At 36.0% G+C, this 22,050-nt stretch carries 21 protein-coding genes and 3 pseudogenes; 7 read left to right on the forward strand and 17 right to left on the reverse strand.

Going from position 1 to position 22,050, the window contains the following annotated elements; all coding sequences use genetic code 11:
- Window positions 1-20: 20 nt before the first annotated feature.
- The 4 genes from sda to AB1284_RS26020 form a co-directional block, all read right to left on the reverse strand.
- Window positions 21-218: a sporulation histidine kinase inhibitor Sda gene (gene sda, locus AB1284_RS26005; RefSeq protein ID WP_429762121.1), complete on the reverse strand. Its 198-nt coding sequence runs from the start codon at window positions 216-218 to the stop codon at window positions 21-23.
- A 117-nt stretch (window positions 219-335) separates the two neighbouring features.
- Window positions 336-1,664, reverse strand: coding sequence for an MFS transporter (locus AB1284_RS26010; protein WP_429762046.1), 1,329 nt, complete (start codon window positions 1,662-1,664; stop codon window positions 336-338).
- Window positions 1,665-2,269: 605 nt separating this feature from the next.
- The gene (locus tag AB1284_RS26015; RefSeq protein ID WP_429762047.1) at window positions 2,270-3,259 is read right to left on the reverse strand and encodes a LacI family DNA-binding transcriptional regulator; all 990 of its coding nucleotides are present in this window, start codon (window positions 3,257-3,259) and stop codon (window positions 2,270-2,272) included.
- 174 nt (window positions 3,260-3,433) lie between these two features.
- The gene (locus AB1284_RS26020; RefSeq protein ID WP_429762048.1) at window positions 3,434-3,775 is read right to left on the reverse strand and encodes a hypothetical protein; all 342 of its coding nucleotides are present in this window, start codon (window positions 3,773-3,775) and stop codon (window positions 3,434-3,436) included.
- Window positions 3,776-3,879: 104 nt separating this feature from the next.
- On the opposite strand from AB1284_RS26020, the gene AB1284_RS26025 reads away from it, so the two are divergent.
- The gene (locus tag AB1284_RS26025) at window positions 3,880-4,587 is read left to right on the forward strand and encodes an IS6 family transposase (protein ID WP_429762049.1); all 708 of its coding nucleotides are present in this window, start codon (window positions 3,880-3,882) and stop codon (window positions 4,585-4,587) included.
- A gap of 314 nt (window positions 4,588-4,901) precedes the next feature.
- Here AB1284_RS26025 and gtfA read toward each other — a convergent pair whose 3' ends face one another.
- From gtfA to AB1284_RS26045, 4 genes are all read right to left on the reverse strand, one after another.
- On the reverse strand, window positions 4,902-6,371 hold the full coding sequence (gene gtfA, locus AB1284_RS26030) for a sucrose phosphorylase (protein ID WP_429762050.1): 1,470 nt from the start codon (window positions 6,369-6,371) through the stop codon (window positions 4,902-4,904).
- Entirely contained in the window at window positions 6,331-7,338 is a 1,008-nt protein-coding gene (locus tag AB1284_RS26035) for a carbohydrate kinase family protein (protein ID WP_429762051.1), read from the reverse strand. Before AB1284_RS26035 ends, gtfA begins: the two co-directional genes overlap by 41 nt.
- Before the next feature lie 146 nt (window positions 7,339-7,484).
- Window positions 7,485-8,084 carry an alpha/beta hydrolase gene (locus AB1284_RS26040; RefSeq protein ID WP_429762052.1) on the reverse strand — a complete coding sequence of 200 codons (600 nt, stop codon included), beginning with the start codon at window positions 8,082-8,084 and terminating at the stop codon, window positions 7,485-7,487.
- Window positions 8,085-8,363: 279 nt separating this feature from the next.
- Window positions 8,364-9,347, reverse strand: a complete 984-nt coding sequence (locus tag AB1284_RS26045) for a LacI family DNA-binding transcriptional regulator (RefSeq protein ID WP_429762053.1) — start codon at window positions 9,345-9,347, stop codon at window positions 8,364-8,366.
- 128 nt (window positions 9,348-9,475) lie between these two features.
- On the opposite strand from AB1284_RS26045, the pseudogene AB1284_RS26050 reads away from it, so the two are divergent.
- Together AB1284_RS26050 and AB1284_RS26055 are read left to right on the forward strand one after the other, a co-directional pair.
- A pseudogene (locus tag AB1284_RS26050) lies at window positions 9,476-9,856 on the forward strand (IS6 family transposase); the annotation flags it as partial.
- 67 nt (window positions 9,857-9,923) lie between these two features.
- Window positions 9,924-11,113 (forward strand): IS3 family transposase gene (locus AB1284_RS26055; protein WP_429748878.1). Its coding sequence is split into 2 segments (ribosomal slippage): window positions 9,924-10,224 and window positions 10,224-11,113, totalling 1,191 coding nucleotides; the frame shifts between segments, so codons are not numbered across the junction.
- Window positions 11,114-11,245: 132 nt separating this feature from the next.
- Here the strand turns inward: AB1284_RS26055 and AB1284_RS26060 are convergent.
- Together AB1284_RS26060 and AB1284_RS26065 are read right to left on the reverse strand one after the other, a co-directional pair.
- Window positions 11,246-11,948 (reverse strand): annotated as a pseudogene (locus tag AB1284_RS26060) (DsbA family oxidoreductase).
- Window positions 11,949-12,195: 247 nt separating this feature from the next.
- Window positions 12,196-12,816: an FMN-dependent NADH-azoreductase gene (locus AB1284_RS26065; RefSeq protein ID WP_133338802.1), complete on the reverse strand. Its 621-nt coding sequence runs from the start codon at window positions 12,814-12,816 to the stop codon at window positions 12,196-12,198.
- Between the two features lie 322 nt (window positions 12,817-13,138).
- On the opposite strand from AB1284_RS26065, the gene AB1284_RS26070 reads away from it, so the two are divergent.
- Window positions 13,139-13,720: a TetR/AcrR family transcriptional regulator gene (locus AB1284_RS26070; RefSeq protein WP_429682098.1), complete on the forward strand. Its 582-nt coding sequence runs from the start codon at window positions 13,139-13,141 to the stop codon at window positions 13,718-13,720.
- Between the two features lie 253 nt (window positions 13,721-13,973).
- On the opposite strand, the gene AB1284_RS26075 is transcribed toward AB1284_RS26070, so the two are convergent.
- From AB1284_RS26075 to AB1284_RS26090, 4 genes and pseudogenes are all read right to left on the reverse strand, one after another.
- Window positions 13,974-14,660: an IS6 family transposase gene (locus AB1284_RS26075; protein ID WP_429762054.1), complete on the reverse strand. Its 687-nt coding sequence runs from the start codon at window positions 14,658-14,660 to the stop codon at window positions 13,974-13,976.
- Window positions 14,661-14,852: 192 nt separating this feature from the next.
- Window positions 14,853-15,578, reverse strand: coding sequence for a hypothetical protein (locus tag AB1284_RS26080; RefSeq protein WP_429762055.1), 726 nt, complete (start codon window positions 15,576-15,578; stop codon window positions 14,853-14,855).
- 438 nt (window positions 15,579-16,016) lie between these two features.
- Entirely contained in the window at window positions 16,017-16,346 is a 330-nt protein-coding gene (locus tag AB1284_RS26085) for a DUF6262 family protein (RefSeq protein WP_429762056.1), read from the reverse strand.
- Window positions 16,339-16,989, reverse strand: a pseudogene (locus tag AB1284_RS26090) (tyrosine-type recombinase/integrase); the annotation flags it as partial. The gene AB1284_RS26085 and the pseudogene AB1284_RS26090, both read right to left, overlap by 8 nt.
- Window positions 16,990-17,376: 387 nt before the next feature.
- Here AB1284_RS26090 and AB1284_RS26095 point away from each other — a divergent pair.
- On the forward strand, window positions 17,377-17,934 hold the full coding sequence (locus AB1284_RS26095; RefSeq protein ID WP_429762057.1) for an AbrB/MazE/SpoVT family DNA-binding domain-containing protein: 558 nt from the start codon (window positions 17,377-17,379) through the stop codon (window positions 17,932-17,934).
- Window positions 17,935-18,119: 185 nt separating this feature from the next.
- A complete protein-coding gene (gene dnaI, locus AB1284_RS26100; RefSeq protein WP_429762122.1) occupies window positions 18,120-18,974 on the forward strand; it encodes a primosomal protein DnaI in 855 nt (284 codons plus the stop codon).
- 170 nt (window positions 18,975-19,144) lie between these two features.
- Here dnaI and AB1284_RS26105 read toward each other — a convergent pair whose 3' ends face one another.
- The 3 genes from AB1284_RS26105 to AB1284_RS26115 form a co-directional block, all read right to left on the reverse strand.
- Complete coding sequence (locus AB1284_RS26105) at window positions 19,145-19,420, reverse strand: FmdB family zinc ribbon protein (RefSeq protein ID WP_377882077.1); 276 nt, start codon at window positions 19,418-19,420, stop codon at window positions 19,145-19,147.
- 1 nt (window position 19,421) lies between these two features.
- Complete coding sequence (fmdA, locus tag AB1284_RS26110; protein ID WP_429762058.1) at window positions 19,422-20,621, reverse strand: formamidase; 1,200 nt, start codon at window positions 20,619-20,621, stop codon at window positions 19,422-19,424.
- A gap of 776 nt (window positions 20,622-21,397) precedes the next feature.
- On the reverse strand, window positions 21,398-21,616 hold the full coding sequence (locus AB1284_RS26115) for a hypothetical protein (protein WP_429762059.1): 219 nt from the start codon (window positions 21,614-21,616) through the stop codon (window positions 21,398-21,400).
- Between the two features lie 228 nt (window positions 21,617-21,844).
- Between AB1284_RS26115 and AB1284_RS26120 the strand changes: the two genes are divergently transcribed.
- Window positions 21,845-22,003 carry a hypothetical protein gene (locus tag AB1284_RS26120; RefSeq protein ID WP_429762060.1) on the forward strand — a complete coding sequence of 53 codons (159 nt, stop codon included), beginning with the start codon at window positions 21,845-21,847 and terminating at the stop codon, window positions 22,001-22,003.
- Window positions 22,004-22,050: the final 47 nt, after the last annotated feature.

The following is a 22,050-nucleotide window of genomic DNA, read 5'->3' on the forward strand; positions in this document are numbered from 1 at the left end:
GAATGTATCACTATATAAGTTCAATTTGTTACTTCGACATAAAAAATAAAGCAAGTAGCGTGTTGAAGTTGAGATATTCCATAGTCCTGGAATCGTAAATTCCTTCTATACATCTCTTCTTCCAATAAAAAAACAAAATAAGGGTCAAGTTTTTGCGCTATTGCCTGTACATAGGCGTGAAATAAAGCTTCTTTACTTAATGTCGAAAGTATTTTAATTACCTCCCTTAAATCAACATATCTTTAGCAGTATGTTGAAAACTTAAGATGAATTTATATAGGGGGTGAACACTATTAATTTGAAATAATATTTTTCTTAGCTTTTTTAATAGAAAGTCAAGCTGATACATTATTTTTTTCAACTTGTCCTTCTAAACCAAGATTCTTAGGAAGAATGAAAGATGCTAACATGCCAACGACTAAAATCATTGCCATAACGTACATGGCGCCGGCTTGCGAACCGGTTATCGAAATAATAATACCTGCAAGGTATGGACCAGCAAAACCACCGATTGCTGAAGTAACTCCTGTTATCCCTCTACCGGCACCTTCAACTTCCTTTGAGAAAATAAGAGATGGTATTGAGTGAAAACTAGGCATAAAGGCCTGTATAAAAAAGCCTACTATACACATCAAAACGATGTACAAAGCGGCATTTGTACTATTAGAAAAAAGACCTAAGGAAGCAAGAGTAATAGCAAACAACAGTAGCGGTATCCCAGTACTAAGGCGACGCTGCTTTATCTTCACTGTTAATTTAGACCATACTGCCAATCCTAAAATCGCAGATATAGATGGAAGTGCACTTAGTAGCCCGATATTACCAATCCCTGCATGTGTAACAGATTGAATAGCTGTGGGCATCCAAGTAAAAAATCCTATCTGACCGAACACCCCGCAAAAGCCAATGATACTCAAAGCCCAGCTATACTTATTTCTTAAAAGATACCCTAAAATAGGTAGCAGCTTATCCCCACTTAGATTATTGTTCTCATCTTTTACAAAAGCACTCTGTTCCTTTTGAATGGTTGTAGTAATATAGTCTCTTTCTTCTTTGCTTAGCCATCTAGCTTCTTCAGGTCTGTCATACATTACAGCAAACCATATAACACCAATAATTAAACTGATAACTCCTAAGATGATAAACATCATTTTCCAGTTAAACATTGCTATTAGAAACCCAGCGATAGGGCCAGTAAGCGTTGCTGCGATGCCGGAGGCACTGAACACAACAGCTATAGCTCGACTCCTTTCACCATTCTTTTCAGGAAACCAGTATGTCAAAAGAGTCATGATGCCTGGTACACTAGCTCCCTCTGCAACACCAAGTAGAAATCTGAGTACAATGAGTTGCCAACCGTTTGTAACAAACGCTGTAAGAATGGTTATTACGCTCCAGCATATCGTTGTAATGCCTAAAAATTTTCTAAGTGTTCCTTTTTGGGCACTGTGTCCACCAGAAATTTGTAAAATCATACCTCCAATACCCGTTACTCCACTCGCAAGCCCAGCAACGCTTGCAGCAATTCCTAAATCTTTCATCATACCTCCAGGTAAGGCAATAGCTAAGAGTGACGAACTCAAAAATGTAAAAAAGCCCATTAAAAATAATACAGGTAAAAAGTAAAACCATCTCAATTTTGGTATTCTTCTCGATTCACTCATGATTAAATCCCCCTCCCTTTTTAATAATATTATCTTGCGTTTTAAAGCTATATACTCAGGTCGATAACCATGCACAACTGCAACGCACCTCCATGAATATAAAGCGCTTACAAAAAGTTTCCGCATTACGAATGTATCTTTACATCCATACCATTAATTCTGATAAAGAGGTCAACGTTTTATTGTAGTCCCCAACAAGATACAACTATAATTTTAGTTTTCATCTAATTTAAGGGTAAAAAAGGTGATTATTCATATTTCATTCCAATACCACATGCCAAATCAAACTAAAAACCAATTAAACTTTTTAAGTTACGTTAGGGATATTAATTCTCACTACAAACCAATACTATAAAGCGTTTACATGTATTATAACAATTCTAAATCAACCGGTTGTTATTTATATGTTAATCGGTTAACATACATGTGTCAATCGTTTAACATAATTTTATGTGAAATTAGAATTTTAAAATTTTATTCAAAAACTGAAAAAACTACCGAGTGACACGCCCAGTAGTTTTTTAAAGAAATGGATTATGGTTAAAGAGATCGAGTTTGGCTTGTACCTGTAAAATAATAAGCACTTTCTATTATTTACTGAAAGTCTAAGTGGTACCCCTTTCAATGGTAGAGACCGGTATAATATTTTCAAGTGGTACCTCTTCCCCTTCAATTTGCCTTGTAATCAAATCGATTGTTAGCTCACTCAATTTTTCAATTGGTTGACTTATAGTTGTTAGACGCGGCCATATTAAAGATGCGATACCAATATCATCGTATCCTATGACTTTGATTTCTTCCGGGATTGTCTTTTTTAATTGAAGACAGGCTTGAATGACCTGGGCTGCAATTACATCACTGCTGGCAAATAAACCATCAACTTCCTGGTACTTTTGAAGGAACCGAGCAATCTTATCTACATTGTATTCTAGTTTTGAGTCAGTTCCATCTAGTTCCAAAGTGGTATATTCAATCCCAGTGTCTTTTATTTCTTCCATGAAGCCTTTGAACCTATCACTTGCGAGCAGTGCATTGTGATGTTGTGCTCCGATGCCACCATAAACAAAAGCAAGCTTTTTGCAATTTTTCTTGATTAATAATTGTGATGCAAGTTTTCCTCCCATAAAGTTATCTGAGGCAACATATGGGATATCTTCAGAGATAATGCGATCTAAAGATATAATCGGCAATTTTAGATTAATATATTTATCCACATCCAAACTGTGGCTACCCATAATAATACCATCGACTTGGTTTTTCTTTAATAATTCAAGATAGCTACTTTCTTTAGATTTATTACGATTTGAATTACATAGTAGTAATTTATACCCCTTTTGATATGCATAATGTTCAAGAAAATAGGCTAGCTCACTAAAAAAAGGATGTGAAATTTTGGGTACAATTAATCCAATCATATTTGATTTTTTTTTAAACAAAGAACGAGCGAGTTCGTTAGGTTGGTAATTTAATTCCTCCATAGCCTGGTGTACCTTTTCTCTTGTAGATTGACTGATATAGCCTCTATTATTCAGCACGCGTGAAACCGTTTGTACAGAAACACCAGCTTTTGCTGCCACATCTGTAATTGTTGCCATAAACTCACCACCAACATTTTAGTCTTATTATACCTTTTTAGTGCTTATTCATCATCTATATCGGAGCGTGGTCAGATAGTATTGTTATCCAAAACGAACCCCCCCGAAGGGGTCGGCGCTATCGGATGTTAAGCTTCTAATAGCATTTGTTTGAAACGGTACTGGTCCAACACTTCACTCAAATTGATATATATCCCCTGAGGAAACATAATAAGTTGCAACCTTGTTCTCCACTAATTCAGCAATCCATTCAGCGGCATACTTCATACCTAATTCTTCTAAACTAAAATGACCCGTATTAAACATTGCTTTAATTTTTCCAAGCTGTACGGCATCGCGTATATAAGAAAGAACTGTCCACTCAACAACTTCTCCCGGAATAATAGCATCTAGCCCATTTTCCATTTCTCGGATGATTCCTGTCGCATATTCAACATAATATCCGTCTTTATTTACATAATCAGTACCAGATGCATTAGGAGTCAAATGCCCAACAATGGCAATGCGACGAATCACATCATCTGGTTTGGCTCTGGAGCAAAAACTTCAGGGCAATTGCAAATAATCTCTAAATCTTGGACATACTGATAATATTACTCTAAAAAAGGTGCGTGATCAGTATGGAAAAGGAAAATGGGTTCAAATGGAAGCATTATCAGCCTGATATTATTTTGTTAACGGTAAGATGGTACCTACGGTACAACCTCAGTTTTCGTGATTTAGTAGAAATGATGGGGGAACGAGGCTTATCCATTTCTCATACAACGATTATGCGTTGGGTTCATCAGTACGGTCCTGAATTGGATAAGCGAATCCGACGTCACCTTAAACAAACAAATGACTCCTGGAGAGCCGATGAAACATATATCAAAGTAAAAGATCAATGGATATACCTGTATCGTGCTGTTGATTCGAAAGGAAATACAGTCGATTTTTACCTAAGCAAAACAAGAGACCAGAAGGTTGCAAAGCGCTTTTTCAAGAAGGCCTTGCAGTCTTTTCATGTTTCAAAACCTCGTGTTATAACAGTCGATAAAAATCCAGCTTATCCTATAGCAATTGAACAGTTGAAAAAAGAAAAAAGCATACCTGGTGGTATGCGACTTAGACAACAAAAGTACTTGAATAACATAGTAGAACAAGATCATCGTTTTATCAAGAAACGTGTTCGTTCTATGTTAGGATTGAAATCATTTTGTACTGCCACTTACATACTGAGTGGTATAGAGGCGATGCATATGATGAAAAAAGGACAAACCCTCCAAGGGGAGAAGCCTGTCCGAAATCAAGTGAACCTCATTCATCAACTATTCGGCCTTCCAGCATAAAATAGATTCTACTAGGAAACTTTTCGCCTCTCTATATCTCTTCTGAAGTATTGGCACCAGAACCGCTTGTAGCGTATAGCGAGCCCATGCTTCCCCAGTTATTGGTACAACATGACGTATACCAGCTTGTGTCTGACCAATCTCCAAATCCTTATCGCAATGAACAACCAACCTAATAACAAGTTCAAATGCTAGACTTATGTTCAGTTTCCTATATCCATATTTTCCCTTTCGATGATATACACCATCGTGGCATCATTGACATATGTGCAGAGTTCTATTCCATAGTTTCACCACAAACCATGCCATAATTGTTAAACAAAATATTGAGTTACCTCCCCATTTTCGTCAATATAATCAATTATCGTCTTATTCGTTTTAAGATCAATAAACAATGTACAGTATCTATCATCCTTTTTCCAGGATATTCGAATTTCATCATTGGCAGATTCCAAAACTTTAAATTTCCCATTAAATGCTTCATACTCATTTCTAAATCTTATTAGCTTTAACAGCCGCTGAACAACCTCTTTTTCAAGGGATTTTTCAATTTCTTCAAGGCTAAAGTTGTGGCGGTTTATTTCACGTCCGTCACCTGTTTTCTTTACATTTTCGAGGTCATTTTCCCCTGCCAGCAGTCCTACATAATACACTTGTGGAACCCCCGGTGTAAAAAATTGAATAGCCCTGGCTGCTAAGTATGCGTCGTCATCACAATTAAGAACAGAGTAATAGGAACATCTAATTTGATGAACATCAAAGCCATCCTCTGCTTTATGTTCATCCGATAAAATAAGACTAAGGTTTGAGCCTCTTTCCAAGCATACATCAACTAATTTTCTAGCCTCTTTTGTGTTAATAAGATCATCCATGTCCGGCTTAATGGGAATTCCGTCATGGCAGTCTAACATTGTAAACTGCTTATGCGGACGACTCTTGAGATAGTCACAAAGAGCGCTGCTGTTCCTATTAATCAACGTATCTAGAACCCTATATGGTAAAATAAAATCATAGATCCAGCAGCCATGCTCAGCCAGCTTGAATTGGGTGGTGTAATGGGCATGCACTTCCGGAAGCAGTTCAATGTCCAGCGAAATGGCAAGCTCCATAATCCAATCAAGGAACTCATAGATTTCCGGTTCCACGAAAAAACAGCTTGTCCCAAGCTTTTTAATTACGTAGCCAACCGCGTCCAAACGGACAATCTTCACACCATTTTCTTTAAAGTTCATAAAGAAATCCGTAAGCAGTTGTTTTACCCTCTCCGATTTAACATCTAAATCAATTTGTTCTGAAGGATTGTTCTTGCCAAATGTTGTCCAAACCTTCTCTTCTTTGCCCGTTTCCTGAATCGTAAAAGTAGAATGGGGGATTGTCCGGCGCAGAAACATTTTGTCAATGTCTTCTTGTACCGGCTCTCCATCTTCCCAAATTTTGTCTAAGGTAATAAATAAATCAGCATACTCTGATTTACGTCCTTTTTTTAGGAAGTCTTGAAAATAATTAGACTTCTGGGAAATATGGTTGACCATCAAATCTACCAGCACATCAAAATTTTCACCAATCGCACGAACGTCATCCCAAGTGCCGAAATTTGGCTCAATTTCTAGGTACGTTAATGGAGCAAATCCCCTATCCCCTGAAGAGGGAAAAGGTGGCAGAATATGCACTCCACCTTTAAATATGTCTAAAAAATGTTGATGTAGGACATGATTTAGTGCCTTTAAGTTTCCTCCCAGTGAATCAGGATATGTTATTAGTTGTACTTGATTTTTTACTGTCATTTGTTAACCTCCTGCAATCAAACAGTTCTTTAATTAATTCAAGCTTCGGTAAATCAATTACGGCACCTGTATATTTCAATTTATAGGCACATACAGCGAATCCCAAATTTAGGGCTTGTCTAATCGTATATCCTTTCACCACCGCAGCATAAAATCCTGACCAAAATGCATCACCTGCGCCTGTCGTATCGACTACCGCAGTAGCTAATGTATTGAAAGAAATCATCTTTTTCCCATTCGACACAATTGCTCCATCCTTACCCAATGTCATGATGACAAGTTTTACTCCGAGATTCAAAAATTTTTCAATTTGTTTTTCATGAGTATCTTTTCCAAACAATCTCTCTGCATCATCCTCCGAAGGCTTTACAATATCAACCTTACCTATGATTGATTTAACATACTTAACACCATCTTCTCCCTTTCGCCATAACTTGGGATGATAATTTGGGTCAAAGCATACTAGGCTATTGTTCTTTTTTGCCACTTCCATCACTTTTTCGATAGTATGACGGGATGGTATCCTAGAAATTGGCCAGCAAGAGAAATGAACTATTTTAGAATTTTTAACTGCCTCTTCAAGTTCTAAAGTATAGTCTAATTGGTAGTCGGCCCCTCGATAAAAAATAGGAATAGGTGTTGATTTACTCTTTGTTACTACTACCATACTTGTTGAATCTTCGACTATCTGTACACAACTCGGATCTATCCCCGTTTTACTCAAGTAGTTTATTAAAAAATTTCCCAATCCATCTTCTCCAACTGCCGAAGCAACAAGGGAGTTTATTCCTAGCATTTTGACGTTCATCGCAATGTTGGATGGTGATCCCCCAAAAAACTTAGAATAAGTATTACACTCAAAATTCTCATCATAATCTGTAGATATCATATCTATAAGAATTTCTCCAACTGTTAAGATATCATTACTTTTGTTTTGAAATTCTATTTTTTCATCCAAATTAAACATCTTAATCCTCCGAATTTTTGAAAGGCACTAAAAGAAAAGCTTTAATTGATATTCATTACCTAATGAATGGAATGGAAAAGAGCAACATCATTATTATGCTGCTTCTCAGTTAAATAAGCTTTTTTCTACCTTCATTCAAGATTAATTCATATCTTTATGAAAAAACTTAACGTTTCTTTAAATAAAGCCTCTCTGTGTGGAATATTCCCCCAAGAATGATCGGCACCTTCAACTATTTTTATGATAATTTCTTGTGAATAAGCTTCTTTATATTTAAAGGCATATTCAGGTGGAACAATCAAATCCTTATCCCCATAAATAATCTTTACATCCCCCTTAAATCGAGATGCATTAGAATAGATTTTCAAATCTGCAACGTCATTAATAAAATTCGGACCAAGTTTTAAACTATTAAAATCAAAATACTCTTGTTCCTTTATTTGCAAAATGGACTGTCCTTGAATAGTTTTATCTATATTGATTTCATCTGTAACTACTGCCGCTGGAGACCACATACATAATGCTTGAATGTTATTTGGGGTTTCACCTGCAACAACGCTTCCAAGACTCATCCTCAAGAGACTAATTTTTGTCTCATCTACAAATCCTAAGTTTTTTACAAAATCGATAATTGCTTTTCCTTCCTCAACTTCTTTTGAGATTGTAACGTTAAAGAACTCTTCATCACTTTCTCCATGTCCTCCAAGATCAAATCTTACAGCAACAATTCCGTTTTGCTCCAACATTCGAGAGAGCTGCACAAAAGAATGGAAATATTCAATTAAATTTATTTAATGCATTAAAACGTTTTCATAGCTCTATTATATGTCAAAGGATTAACATGTCAATCCTTTGACATGTTAATCCCATATTTTTCAATAAAATTTAATTTTTAATATAACATGCTTTTTAACAATCGTATTATTTCTCCTTCTTAGATTGTATTTTTACATGAACGTCTATTCTCTTTTTTGACAAAAAAAGTCATATTTTAATAGTGAAAGGTATTCACTATTAAAATATGACTATGTTGTGCTGCCTTCGACAAGACTTACATCAAGTGGTTTATTCAAATTCGTTAAAATTTCCTCATTTTTTATCTTGCTAACTAATATTTTAACTGCTATTTCTGCCATTTCAGAAATAGGCTGTTTTATAGTTGTTAATTGTGGAAAAAGTTTTCTTACTGTTTCAGTTCCGTCATAACCAACAATTTTCAACTCATCTGGTACGTTTATTCCAATTTGTAATGCTTTATTATAAAGGTTCGCTGCAAAAATATCGTCACTTGCAAAAATACCATCTACATCTGGATTTTCCTGTAATACTCGCTTAATTAATTCATCGGTTTCAGTATGGTTAAAAGCTTGAAACGTTTCATAAATAATTGGCTCAAAACCATTAGCTTCCATCACATCTTTGTATGCGGTGGAACGTAAATGTGTCGGAGTATCTAATCGTATTGGTCCACCAATATGGATAATCTTTTTACAACCTTTTTTTATTAGGTGCTCTGTAGCCAATTTACCACCTAAGTAATTATTAGAAGATACAATTGGAGCAGATTCAGAAATAAACTGATCAACAGCAACAATTGGTAGACTTGTTATAACCTGATCAAATATCCCTCTATTATGACTACCTACAATGATTCCGTCTACCTGATTTCGTAATAGCATATCTAAATACTTTTTTTCTTTATCCACATGATTTAAGCTATTACATAAAAACACTTTATAACCTAATTTCTCACATATCATTTCAATATTAAAAATTAACTCACCAAAAAACGGATTGCTCACCGTAGGAAAAATCAACCCGATAATGTGACTTTGTTTCGCTAAAAGGGACCTCGCTATCTCATTGGGAAAATAATTAATTGCTTTCATAGACTCATAAACACGCTTACGAGTTTCTTTACTAATATAACCACGATTATTCAATACCCTTGAAACGGTGGTTGGTGAAACTCCGGCATGTAAAGCAACATCTTCTAATGTCGGTTTCATTTTTTAACACCCTCCCCCGTGTCCTACAAATCATCAAACAAATTATAAAGTATTAATGGTTCTGGTGCAAGAAATCTAGTAAACTTGGACATACTGATACTAGTACTCTAAAAAGGGGCGTGATCAGTATGGAAAAGCAAAATTTATTCAAGTGGAAACATTATCAACCCGATATTATTCTTCTTACTGTCAGATGGTATCTACGGTACAACTTAAGCTTTCGTAACCTTGTGGAAATGATGGAGGAACGAGGATTATCGATGGCTCATACGACCATTATGCGTTGAGTTCATCAGTATAGTCCTGAATTAGACAAGCGACTTCGTCGTCATCTAAAACGTACAAATGATTCATGGAGAGTGGATGAAACGTATATCAAAGTAAAAGGTCAATGGATGTATTTATATCGCGCAGTGGATTCCGAAGGAAACACCATTGACTTTTTCCTAAGCAAAACAAGAGACCAAAAGGCTGCAAAGTGCTTCTTCAAGAATGGTATTATCCCTTTTGAGTAGACAGTGTAAAAAGACTGTTTTTGATAAGTAAGTGTTACACTCTATTTGGAGGGGATTTTCTTTGGCTAAAAAAGGACAAACATTTCAACCGTATACAGAAGAATTCAAACGTAAGGCAGTCATGCTGTATGTAAATGGAGAAAAGAGTTATCAGATTCTGGCAAATGAACTAGGGCTTAGAAGTCCTACTCAATTGAAAGATTGGGTAAAGAAGCATAAGCAGGGTGAGCCTTTGGCTGATCAACGAGGGGGAGAATCAAGAGAACTCAATCCCTTTCATCGCTTATCTAAAACAACATTTATAAGTATCGAGGAAGAAAGAGATTATTTAAAAGCGCAGGTTGAATACTTAAAAAAGCAGTATCCAAATCTACATGGGAAGGATGGGTTCCAAAAGTAAAACGTTTTGAAATCATTCACGAATTACACAAGAATTATCCTATTACCTGGATCGTAACGATTGCGGGTGTTTCCCGATCTGGCTACTATAAATGGAGAGAAACGGAGAAAGTTCGAAGAAAAAGGTACCAATATGAACAACTCTTGAAGAAACATTTAATGGCTATCCATCATACACGTCCTTTTTATGGATGTCCCCGCTTGCAAATAGCACTGAAAAAAGAAGGGTTTCATGTGAATCATAAACGTGTGTATAGGTTAATGAAAGAGCTGAATATTCGGTCTGTAATTCGAAAGAAACGCCGTTTCTTTGGGCGGAAGGCCTCTATCATACAACCGAATCGACTCAATCGTGTATTTAAAACGAATAAACCGAACCGTCTTTATGTTACAGATATAACCTATCTAGATCTTGGAGATCGTTTCTATTACCTGTCTGCCATCCAAGATCTTTTTAATAATGAAATCGTCGCGTGGGAGCTATCCAAACGAAATGATTTGAAACTGGTGAGTGATACTGTCAAAAAACTGGCTACAACAAGAGAAGTACAAGGAGCAATCCTTCATTCAGATCAGGGTTTCCAGTATACATCTAAAACATACAATGATCAAATTAAAACATTCGGGATAATAGGTAGTCATTCTCGCAAGGGAAACTGTCTAGATAATGCATGCATTGAATCCTTCTTTTCACATGTCAAAACAGAGAATATGTATTTTTCTGGATGTAAAACAGAAAACGATCTCTATCGAGCCATTGAGGATTATATTTGGTTCTATAATCATGAACGATTTCAGAAAAAACTGAATCAGTGTGCTCCAATCGAATATCGGAACACACTGATTGCATAGTCTTTTTTGAATCTGTCCACTTGACAGGGGTAAGACCAGTTGGCACTACTTCAAGATTTAGTACAACAATACCGGAGCCTTGAAATACTATATTATTCTTTTGAGATTTCTGTATCTTTTTTTGAATATTCATTAAAATTCACATGTTCCATCTGAACAATAATCATCGAGCGACGGCTCTAATTTATGCTCTTCAACCTTAGCATTCTTTCCAAACCCGTTGTAATATTTCTAAAAATACTTGGCTAGGTTGTGCTCCTGAGATGGCATATTTGTCATTCACTACGAAAAAGGGCACGCCCTGAATCCCAATTTTTGATCCCTCGGCTCTATCAGCTGCAATATTCTCGCTATATTTATCATTTGCTAAAACATCCAAAGCTTCGTTGCCATCAAGACCTATCTCACTTGTAAGTTGAGCAAGTGTTGCATGGTCACCGATATCTAGTGAATCCGTGAGATGAGCTTTCATAATACGCTCCATAAACTCCTGTATCTTCCCTTTCTCTTTTGCATAATAAGAAAGACGAAGTGCATCATATGAATTCGTAGGAATCATTGTATCAAATTGATAATCTAACCCAACCTCTTTTGCTTTCTGTTTCAATTGATTGTTTCTTGCTTTTGCTTTTTCATATGGGATACCATGCTTGGAAGATGCTACCTGATGGATATCCATTCCTGTATTTTTTTTCGCATATGGATCTAATTGAAAATTACGAAATAAGACTTCTACCTCTTCTTTATGTTTAAACTGTTCTAACCCTATTTCAAATTGACGTTTGCCAATATAACAAAACGGGCAAACAAAATCAGACCAAATTTCTACTTTCATCATATGTTCCCCCTTTATTATTTTGATGAATGTGTTTTATCTATTCCCTATTACGCTTGACAGTTTTAATTGTATAACGTAATTTGATATTACTTAGCAAGAATAGTTTTTAAATTTTTGTCCTCTTGATTTTATAGAAAAATCCCCTCCATTATTAAGTACAATTTAACGTTCTTTTTGTACTAGTCTACTGTGAGGGGATTATGTTAATAAAAATCTTTTTAACTAATCCCACCAATGCTCTTTTTTAAAAAGTTCGTGCTACCGCTTTTGCCTTTTCAATTGCTGCAGCAACAATTTCTTCTTCTTTAGTTGGATCATAGTCAATACCTTCAACAAAAATCGTTGGAACCACTTCAATCCCAACAAACTTTAGCGCACCTTTCACGTAAGAATCGGAATGCTCCATTCCAATTGCCTGCGAATAAAACCCTCCCATTCCATGAATATGGATTGCTTTTTTCCCTTTCATCAATCCTTCTGGACCTTCTGGTGTATATTTAAACGTTTTTCCAGCACTCATGATTGTATCAAAATAGGCTTTTAATAACGGTTGGATTCCTAAATTCCACATTGAAGACTGAATGATGTATTTATCTACTTCCATAAATTGCTTTGTGAATGCATTAACTGCTTCTACTTTCTGTGCTTCAACATCTGTTAGCGCTTCCCCACTTCTTAACTTCTTTTGTCCAGTTAAAAAATCAGCATCAATTAATGGCACATTTGCATAATAGACATCCACCTCAATTATTTCATCCGTTGGATTTACTTCCTTATATTCATTGATAAATGCTCTTGCAACTTGCGTACTTCTTGATTGCTCCTCACTTTGAGGTGTTCCTTTAACAAATAATACTTTTGACATGATAATTGTCTCCTTTATGATTTTGATGAATGTTTTTTATTCCCAAACATTTTTTGAATACTCATTAAAAGAATTTACACGTTTCATCTGAACAATATTTTCGGTATGATTCTAAATGATCCCTACAATTTTTGCTGAATCAACACCCTCAAACAAAAACATGTGTTATTTAAACAACGCGCGTTGTATAATTGATGATAAGATGAAAAAGAACTATTAACAACCATCAAAATGGCTAATATGTTGTTTACACAACATCTCTATTAACACTGTCGCTTTTAAACACCATTATGTATCTAAAAAGGAGAAGAACAGATTGATTATGCCAAAACAAGATCCGAGAATACTTCGTACAAGACAATTGATTGTAGACTCTTTTCTTTCGTTAGCTAGTGAAAAAGATTTCAACAATATAACGGTACGTGATATCACAGAAAAGGCTACTATTAACCGCGCTACATTTTATGCGCACTTTGACGATAAATTTGATTTATTACATTCTACAATCACCAATACTTTTACAGACAAATTGAAAAAAAGACTAAATGATCACGAGGGATTCAATGAAAAAGTCATTGCAAATATTTTTCTAGCCATGTGTGATCACCATAAAGAGTTAAGCGACCTATGTCCTAAAGGTTATAACTCTTTAGGAACTATTATAGAAAGTAAAATTAAAGAAGAGTTACAGAAGCTAATAGCTGATCTTATGCTAAAAGGAACTAAAAATACCATTGAATTAGAGGATAAACAATTGGTAACAACCCTATCTACTATGCTAAGTTGGAGTATATACGGAGCTGCATACACATGGAATAAGGATGGAAGACCTATTTCACCAGAAGAGCTAGTGACTAAGACCCTGCCTATATTTAAAAATGGCATGAGTAAGTATTTCCTTTAATGAAACTCATGTTAAATTTCAAATCTTTTTCGCCATTTTAAAGTAGCCTTTACTATTAAATTACGCAACAAAAACGAACGTTTCTGTTACGCTGGTTCGTACCAATTTTTTCAGCTTGTAACTTTACACTTTATTTTGCGCACTTTTGACACGAATAGTTGCGCAGATCCATGTAAGGGACTGAGTGACTAATTACGGTTCTGTTGCAAAGTTTCCGAAGATATAAAAAAATGGGGAATGTTATGGACCAGTTTTATGAAACTATTAATAATTCGTGTAATGCGTTATACGTGGAAAAAACGAAGTTTGGTTGAAGACTTCGTTTTTGTTTGTATATAGCATGAACAGTTTCTATACCTTTAATAGTACGTGAGGCATGGCGAAGACTTTGAAATCCTAAAGAACGGGAGAATCGACGTTTCACATGCCGGTGATCTTGCTCAATGATATTATTGAGGTACTTGATTGTACGATGAAAGGTATTTTTGTAAAGACCTATCTCCTTTAATTTTTTGAATGCGGAAGCTAAAGAAGGGACCTTATCTGTCGTCAGAACCGTTGGTTCTCCAAAAGATTGAACAAGTCTTTTCATAAAAGCATATGCTGCTTGTGTGTCCCGTTTTTGACGAAGTTGAATATCAAGTGTTTGTCCCTCTTTATCAATTGCTCGATATAAATAACACCATTTCCCTTTCACCTTGATATAGGTTTCATCCAAACGCCAAGATAACAATGTGTTTTTGTTTTTCTTTTTCCAAATTTGATGGATAAGTTTTCCATATTCATGAACCCAGCGCATGATAGTTGTTGGATGAATAGAAATACCACGTTCTTTGAGAATTTCAGACACATCGCGATAACTTAAAGAAAAACGACAATAGTAGCCAACGGCTATTAAAATAATATCCTTCTTGAACTGTTTTCCTTTAAAATATCCCATCTGTAATTCTCCTCGTTTTCTTTTTCGAAAGTGTAGCTTAGTTTAGAAAACTTTGCAACAGAACCCTTAAATCTAATACGAGATAAGCCCTTGTTAGTGAAATATCCTTGTTATAAGTACAATGCCAATGAGGATAGCCCCAAGTGATAATATTAGACCAAAACCGCCAAACTACTTGGATCCGGATGTCAGTTAATTGAACTGCTTGGTTTTCAGGAACTCTTCAATTGAAACTGGAAGAACCTCTTGGCTCCAAGGGGCCCATCCATACTCCTTGCCGTTATAAAAAATGTTGTATCGATAGGCGACCGCTTTTTTTGTGTAAAAAACAATGTTGAAGACTTTCTGATCAGGATGACTGTGATCATACCGAAAGTCATCGTTTTCCGTCCCCTGGTTTAGTAAACCGAGGAAGTTCTTAATTTGGAATGAATCCGTCAAGGTCGATAAAAGCCGATGTTCAAGCTTGGTGTCGCCATGCTCCTCGTAGATTTGTATTTTTTCCACTTCGTCCTGATTCAGATTCTTGAAATGGTAGTTGTAGGATCCACGGTCACGGTAATAGACTCTATAACCGCCGATTGCTTCCTGGTCTTTTACGGCAACCAAATCAGGGTTTTCTTTTACCTCATAAATTTTCGTCCCTTTTTCAAGGAAGGCAGCATCCCCATCCTTTATCTTGTAGTTCGGGTTAGTCACATTATCGGAAACCCTGAATTTTACGGTACCGATTTCCTTTCCCACAAGGGATGGGTCAGAGAGAGTCCCTGTATAAATAGCTTGATAACTGTGGCCATTGAGTTTGATGAAATCCACCCAGTCAATCACGGCATGTCCGCCGGAGGTTGTGGGAGAGTGGCTGCACCCAGAGACAATAATAAAAAACAGAAAAAGAGTGCCCATCATCATTTTTTTCACATTAACGCCTCCTTTTAAAAAAATCGATATATATTAATGTCGTTCCGAGCTTCTCTTGAAAATGACTTCACACTGACTTGGCCGTAAAAGAAGTTATTTACAAATAAAACGTACTATAACGACTAACACGTTATATATATCAATACCTAATACCGATTATAAATCATACCAGTATATGGAATAAAGATATTTAAGGGGGCTTTAATCGCATAACAATGAGCTTTTATTAGCTGCTTTAGTTTAAGTACAACCTTGATAATTTCACCATGATTTAGCATAAACATCCAATTTGCTTTAAAGGTGTTGTTCTGCAATCTGGCCCGATTGCGGAATAAAAGACATCCAACACATAAAAGTCAAATAAAGGAGGGAAAATCGTTAGAACTAAATTTCCTCATAAATCTTTCCAAATTGAATTTTCAATTGTTCTTTAATTTCCTAATTTTCATTTTCTAAATCCTTGATTCGCTTCCGTAAGGAAGTAATAATTACATCTTTTGATGCGTCACTCATATTTCTTTTAACTTGTTTTATTGAAAGGAGACCTTCTTGTTGTTTGCGAAGCGTTTCGATTCGATCTCGGATTTCTGTATTTCTGTATAGAAATGCCTTTGAACCCCCTGATTCTGCAGATACAGAGTTAAAATTTCTTTTCATTTGTTTTTTAATCATTTTTTTGATCGCTTCTTCAACTTTTTGAATGGTCGTTTCCGTTTTCAACTTCGCATATTTTATAATACCTTCGGTATTTGGGTTTTCATTAGACATTTTGCAGCACCTTCTCACGTTCATCTCCAACATACTCAGGTCTAGTTTTATCTAAACCAAAGATACCACCATTATGTTGTAAATCACTTGCTAATTCTTTATATCTTTTTAATTTGGGTTCAATTAACTCAATGGAACGTAGCCTTCCAGATTTTTTGTATACTTCAATATCAGCTTCCATTTTAGATATCTGTTCCTGATAATAGTCGAGAAAAGTCTTGTCTACGTGAAAACTCCGGCAGTTGTTTTTAATACACGGTGGTTCCAATGTCTGTTCAAGAAAATCACAATGAAGTTTTGGGCTTTTTATACAAAAACCATGATCTAAACGAATGGAGTCCATGTTGTGACGTATCCACTCCAGTTCAACTCCATTTTCTTCAGCCTGTTGAACTAAATCGGCGAAAATAACTTTTCCATGAGTATCTAGTCTTACTGCGCCATTGTCTCGAGCCTTTTCCCATTCTTCACGGAGTGTCTGGTCATGAATTTGAGCATAGACTAGTGTCATTTCAGGACTGGCATGTGCCATCAGTTTTTGAACATGAAGGATATTCATTCCGTTATTAATCAAATTAACACCGTAACGGTGTCGAAATGCATGATTTTTAAACAAATAAATTTCTCCATTCTTGCCCTTAATATTACGTGTAATCAATGTGGCAAAAAAGAAGATGTATTCTTTCCTACTGGCACATTAAAATTTCATAAATAAAAAATCCCATATTACGGAAAAATAAATCTAAGATAGCATGTTTCAACTAGGCATGCTATCTTTTTTAATCTCCAATGACTGGCATTTTTTCAAGAAGTTTTGCTAAATTAGAAAAATCGAAAAGAAATTTGTTAGAGAAGAAACTATTTTGATCAATCTATTTTCAAAATGTCTTCTCTATGCCTTCAAAGGCTTTCTCAAAATTATTTAATCCATATATATACATAAAATGTTGATTTTCATTTTACTTTTCTTTACAATTTTATTTGGAGGTAGAGAAAAAGTAAAGAAGACGAGGTTGAGGTGAAGCATGTTATGGTTAAATACACTGTATCTAGCAAAGGTCAAACCACTATTCCAAAATCAATTCGTGAGTACTTAGATATCGAGACAGGCGATGGAGTCGTTTTTAAAATTGATAAGGAAAATAATACGGTTATTTTTGAGAAAGATGAAAAGGAAAAAATGTGCCCTATTTGTATAGGGAAGAAAGTAATTGGTATTAAGAAATTCCCCTGTTTTATTTGCTCTGAAACGGGACTTGTAAACACAGAATTTCAAAATCCTTTGACAGCAGTTCACCATATCAAATACGGCATTTCAGTTGTAATAAGGTCTCAAGAAATACATACAAATAGTAAATTATCTTTTAAATTGATTCCTATTGTTCAATTACAATCTAGTAAATATCCAAAATCTATTATGGAACGAACGCAAGACTACTACCAAATGAAATTCATCGAAGAATTTGCCCCTAAAAGGAAATCAGATCCTAAAAAATTCATAATTCCTTCTGATAAGGAATTAGAAGAAATATTGTTGTTATTAAAGACGGATGATGCAAAGTGGCTTGTGAGGCGTTGGTTTCGTTAAAAACAGTTACTTAATTATAAGAATTGATAATAATACTGCAAATACACCGATTGAGGTAGATTAGGATGAATGGAATTAAAAGCATTAAAGATGTATTAAAAGGAAGCCAATTTGCTGAATCACTTGCTATTAAACTAGAGGAATAAACGAATCGATTATTAGATTCACCATCGATTTAAAGCTACCTGTGTGAAAATCCAAGCGTAACTAAGCAAGATATAATAGATAATCTAACTGTTTTTGTCGAATATAATGAGATCAAACGAGGGTGTAGTGGTTGTTCCGGTTTACATGAATGTAAAAATAGAATACATGGCCATGCCTCCTACATACAGAAAAGTAATCGATACGCCAAGTATAAGAAAGGAAATTGTTTCGAATTAACCTATCAATACTGTCCTTTTATGCTTGAATATAAGCGGATTCAAGCTCAGAAAAATTGTATTCGAAGTGTCCATGTGTCTGAAAATGTGTTAAGTGTAAAATTCAGTGATATAGAAACAGATGAACTAGGACATTTGCATGCTATACGAGCAGCTTTGGACTTTACATCTGGTGTAATTCAAGGGATTAGAACAAAAGGATTATATTTATATGGACCTTTTGGAGTTGGAAAGAGCTTCTTTGCAGCTGCTATTGCAAATGAACTAGCGAAGCACACCATCCCTTCTACTTTCGTATATGTCCCTGATTTTTTCAGAGAATTACGTTCTAGCATAAAGGAAGGTACAGTAGAAGAGAAAATTGATTATATAAAAGAAACGCCTGTACTTATCCTAGATGATATAGGCGCAGAATGTATTAGCACTTGGTTACGAGATGATATCTTGGGTTCGATTTTACAGTATCGTTCGGCTAATGGATTGCCAACTGTGTATACATCTAATCTATCTATTTCTGAATTGGAACATCATCTATCGTACACTTATAATACTGGAGAAGAAAAGATGAAGGCAGCAAGGCTTATGGAGAGAATTACACCATATGTCGATGTAATTGAAGTACAATGGAAAAATAGAAGGCGTGCTGCTGCTCTGTAATATTTCAGTTCATATAAATTTACCACAAGAAAAAAGAATCCTAAGTTTGCCAAAGTTATAGCAAATTTAGGATTCTTAAATTCTTATGATTTGGTTTTAAAACCTTTCATCATTATTTTATTTTTAATTAAAAAAAGCAAAAGAAGGTAGAACCCTCCCCTTTGCTTTTTTTAATTCCCTACTTGCCACGGGCGATTAGCAGTTACTTTCTTCCTTGTTGTCTGTTTAGGACCTAATTCTTCGCGCGTCATTCTGCGTGGCTCCATACCTTTTTCAATTCGGGTGCGTATCTCTTTTGAGTAGGAAAAGAGATTAGGAGCATAATAGATTCGATTTGATTCAAGTGCACAATCAGGACATACAGCTTTATCTTTATTTCCTGTCATTGATATAAAGAATAATGTAAATTCTCCACAATCGGGGCAATGAAATGTGTAACTGGGCATGTTATTTCCTTTCCCCTCTATTTATTTTCGGTAAAATATCTTTTTCAAAAATTTTCGTTGGAATCGCAATGGTACAGCAGGCATTTGGAATATCTACAATTCCATTAATTCTTCCTTCAACCGGAGCTGTACCCAAAATCATGTATGCCTGCTCTCCTGTATACCCCTGGGATTTTAAATATTCAATTGCATTCAAACAAGCTCGGCGATAAGCCAAATTAGCATCTAAATAATGCTGTTTCCCATCCCTATCATCTACGGAAATCCCTTCAAACACTAAGAAATCGGAATAATGAGGATCAACAGGCCCCGGTTTGAAAACTGGGTTTTCTGTAATTTTATACTTTTCCATACCACCTTTAATGACGTCTACCTTGAGGTCAATCCAACCCGCCATTTCAATGCCGCCGCAGAAAGTGATTTCTCCGTCACCTTGTGAGAAATGGAGGTCGCCAACTGAAAGCTTGGCCCCTTTAACGAAAACCGGGAAGTAAATTCTTGACCCCTTCGACAGGTTTTTAATATCACAATTTCCGCCGTTTTCCCTTGGTGGGACCGTTCTTGCTCCTTCCATGGCGACCCGGTCAAACTCTGCTCCTTTTAGCGTTCCAAGGACGGCTGCCTCAGGATTTGGTCTGGTGGCTAATTCCGGTACACGATTAGGATCTGTATCTCTAAGCTCTTTTTCTCTTTCATTCCACTTTTGCAAAAGCTCCATTGAAGGCGCAACACCTATTAGCCCTGGGTGCATGATGCCAGCGAATTTCACACCTGGCACATGTCTGGAAGTGGTATAAATACCTTCGAAATCCCAAATAGACTTTGCCGCTTCAGGAAATTCATCGACTAAGAAGCTTCCACCATTTTCTCGTGCAAAAATCCCATTAAAGCCCCATTCTTCACCCTGAAATGCCCCAATATCCAAAATATCAACTACCAATAAATCTCCCGGCTGGGCGCCATTTACATATACCGGTCCACTTAATACATGAACGCGTGCTAAGTTCACATTCCTGATATCATTGGGATTATCATCATTTTTAATTTGCCCGTCTGTCCAATCCTTACATTCCAACCGAAACGATGTACCTGGTTCAACGGAAAAGGCAGCAGGTATATCCGGATGCCAGCGATTGTGACCGGGATGTAGCTGCTCTTCCATTGGTTTACTCAAATCAAGCTTGAACATAGTTTTTGGCATTTTATTACCTCCTTACATTTTAAATATTATAGTAGTTAAATAATGTATGCGCTTCCATTATATGATTGATTACCAACAATATCAATAAAATTCAAAAAAATCGAAATACTTGTATATTTAGACCGATTGGAAGTAGATGAAGTTTCATATGGTTGGGACGGTATTGAATACATCTTAATTGAGACTCCCACGACTAAAGTCGCAAGCCCGTTTTCATCTAAAATCGGCAAGGATACCCCTACTTCAATCATGTGCAGGGTGTAGCCCAACGATAAGTGGGGGAGGAATTGCCGTCAGATACGGTACGTTAAAAATCGTAAGATTTTGTACCATATTAAGTATCTGAAACATCTACCTTTCCTTCTCCTTTCGTTTTGTTATAATTGGAACATAAGAGAAAACCGTTGCGTAAAAGGCACTCTTATTCGTTCTTTAACAACTAAAGATATGAGGTTGGTTACAGGAATACGTTGTAACTATAAAATCTTTAACGTATACGAAACCGTTTTTGACGGTACTACTTGGGTATGACTCTTGTAGTAAGGGCGAAGTCAACCGTCCTTATGTTCCACCACACTAAGGTAGGAGAGCGTTGCTCGTTTGCACTACTGGGTAGGAATAAGCGTAGTTGCTCTCTACGAGGGTAGAAGCACTGTCAGTCGGACTTTGACAGACGCAAGCCCCCACTTCAAATGACCCGTAAGGGTGTTAAGTGGCGGGTTGTTGACTACTCCTGTGGATTGATTAAGTAAGTACCAATTTCCGCCGTCCTGCACTCACCCCTTTTTCATTTCTCCCGTAGATTGGTCAAGTAAGTACCAGTTCCCTCTGTCTTGCCCCCAACCTCTTTTAACTACACCTGATGCATCATATAAATACCAGGCCCCATTCACTTGAGTCCAGCCAACATTAATCGCAGCATGAGATGTTACTCCACCCATAAGTAAGATGGTTGCCATTGCTGCACCAATAATTTTAGATTTAATTTTCATCATTATCTCTCTCTTATTGTATTAATCAATATATGTACACGCAAAAAAGGACCCACCCATGCTATTTTAATAGCACGCAGGTGTGTCCTTATGTTATTGTATATCAATTAATATATATAGATTTATTTATAATTATAGCACTTATACACTATACGCTCAACTACTCGGGATATACCGAGTGTATTTTTGCAAATAATAAGATTGTTAAATAATAAATTGAGGAGGACTTGTATGCAAAATCATAAAAAAGCTAAAGAGAATTTGGGTTCTATTATGAAACCGGATTTTGCTGGAACTGATGCAAAAAAAGTAAAACAAGAAATTCAAAAAGATGTAAGCGAAGGACAAGGTGCAATAACTTCCCGGGAGGCAGGGGCAATGCGAGATTAAGAAAACACTCTGAGTGGTTTTTTATTTTTCCGCTCCAAAATTTAACA

The organism is Bacillus sp. S2(2024) (assembly GCF_050474045.1).
GTDB classification, from domain to species: domain Bacteria; phylum Bacillota; class Bacilli; order Bacillales; family Bacillaceae_G; genus Bacillus_A; species Bacillus_A yunxiaonensis.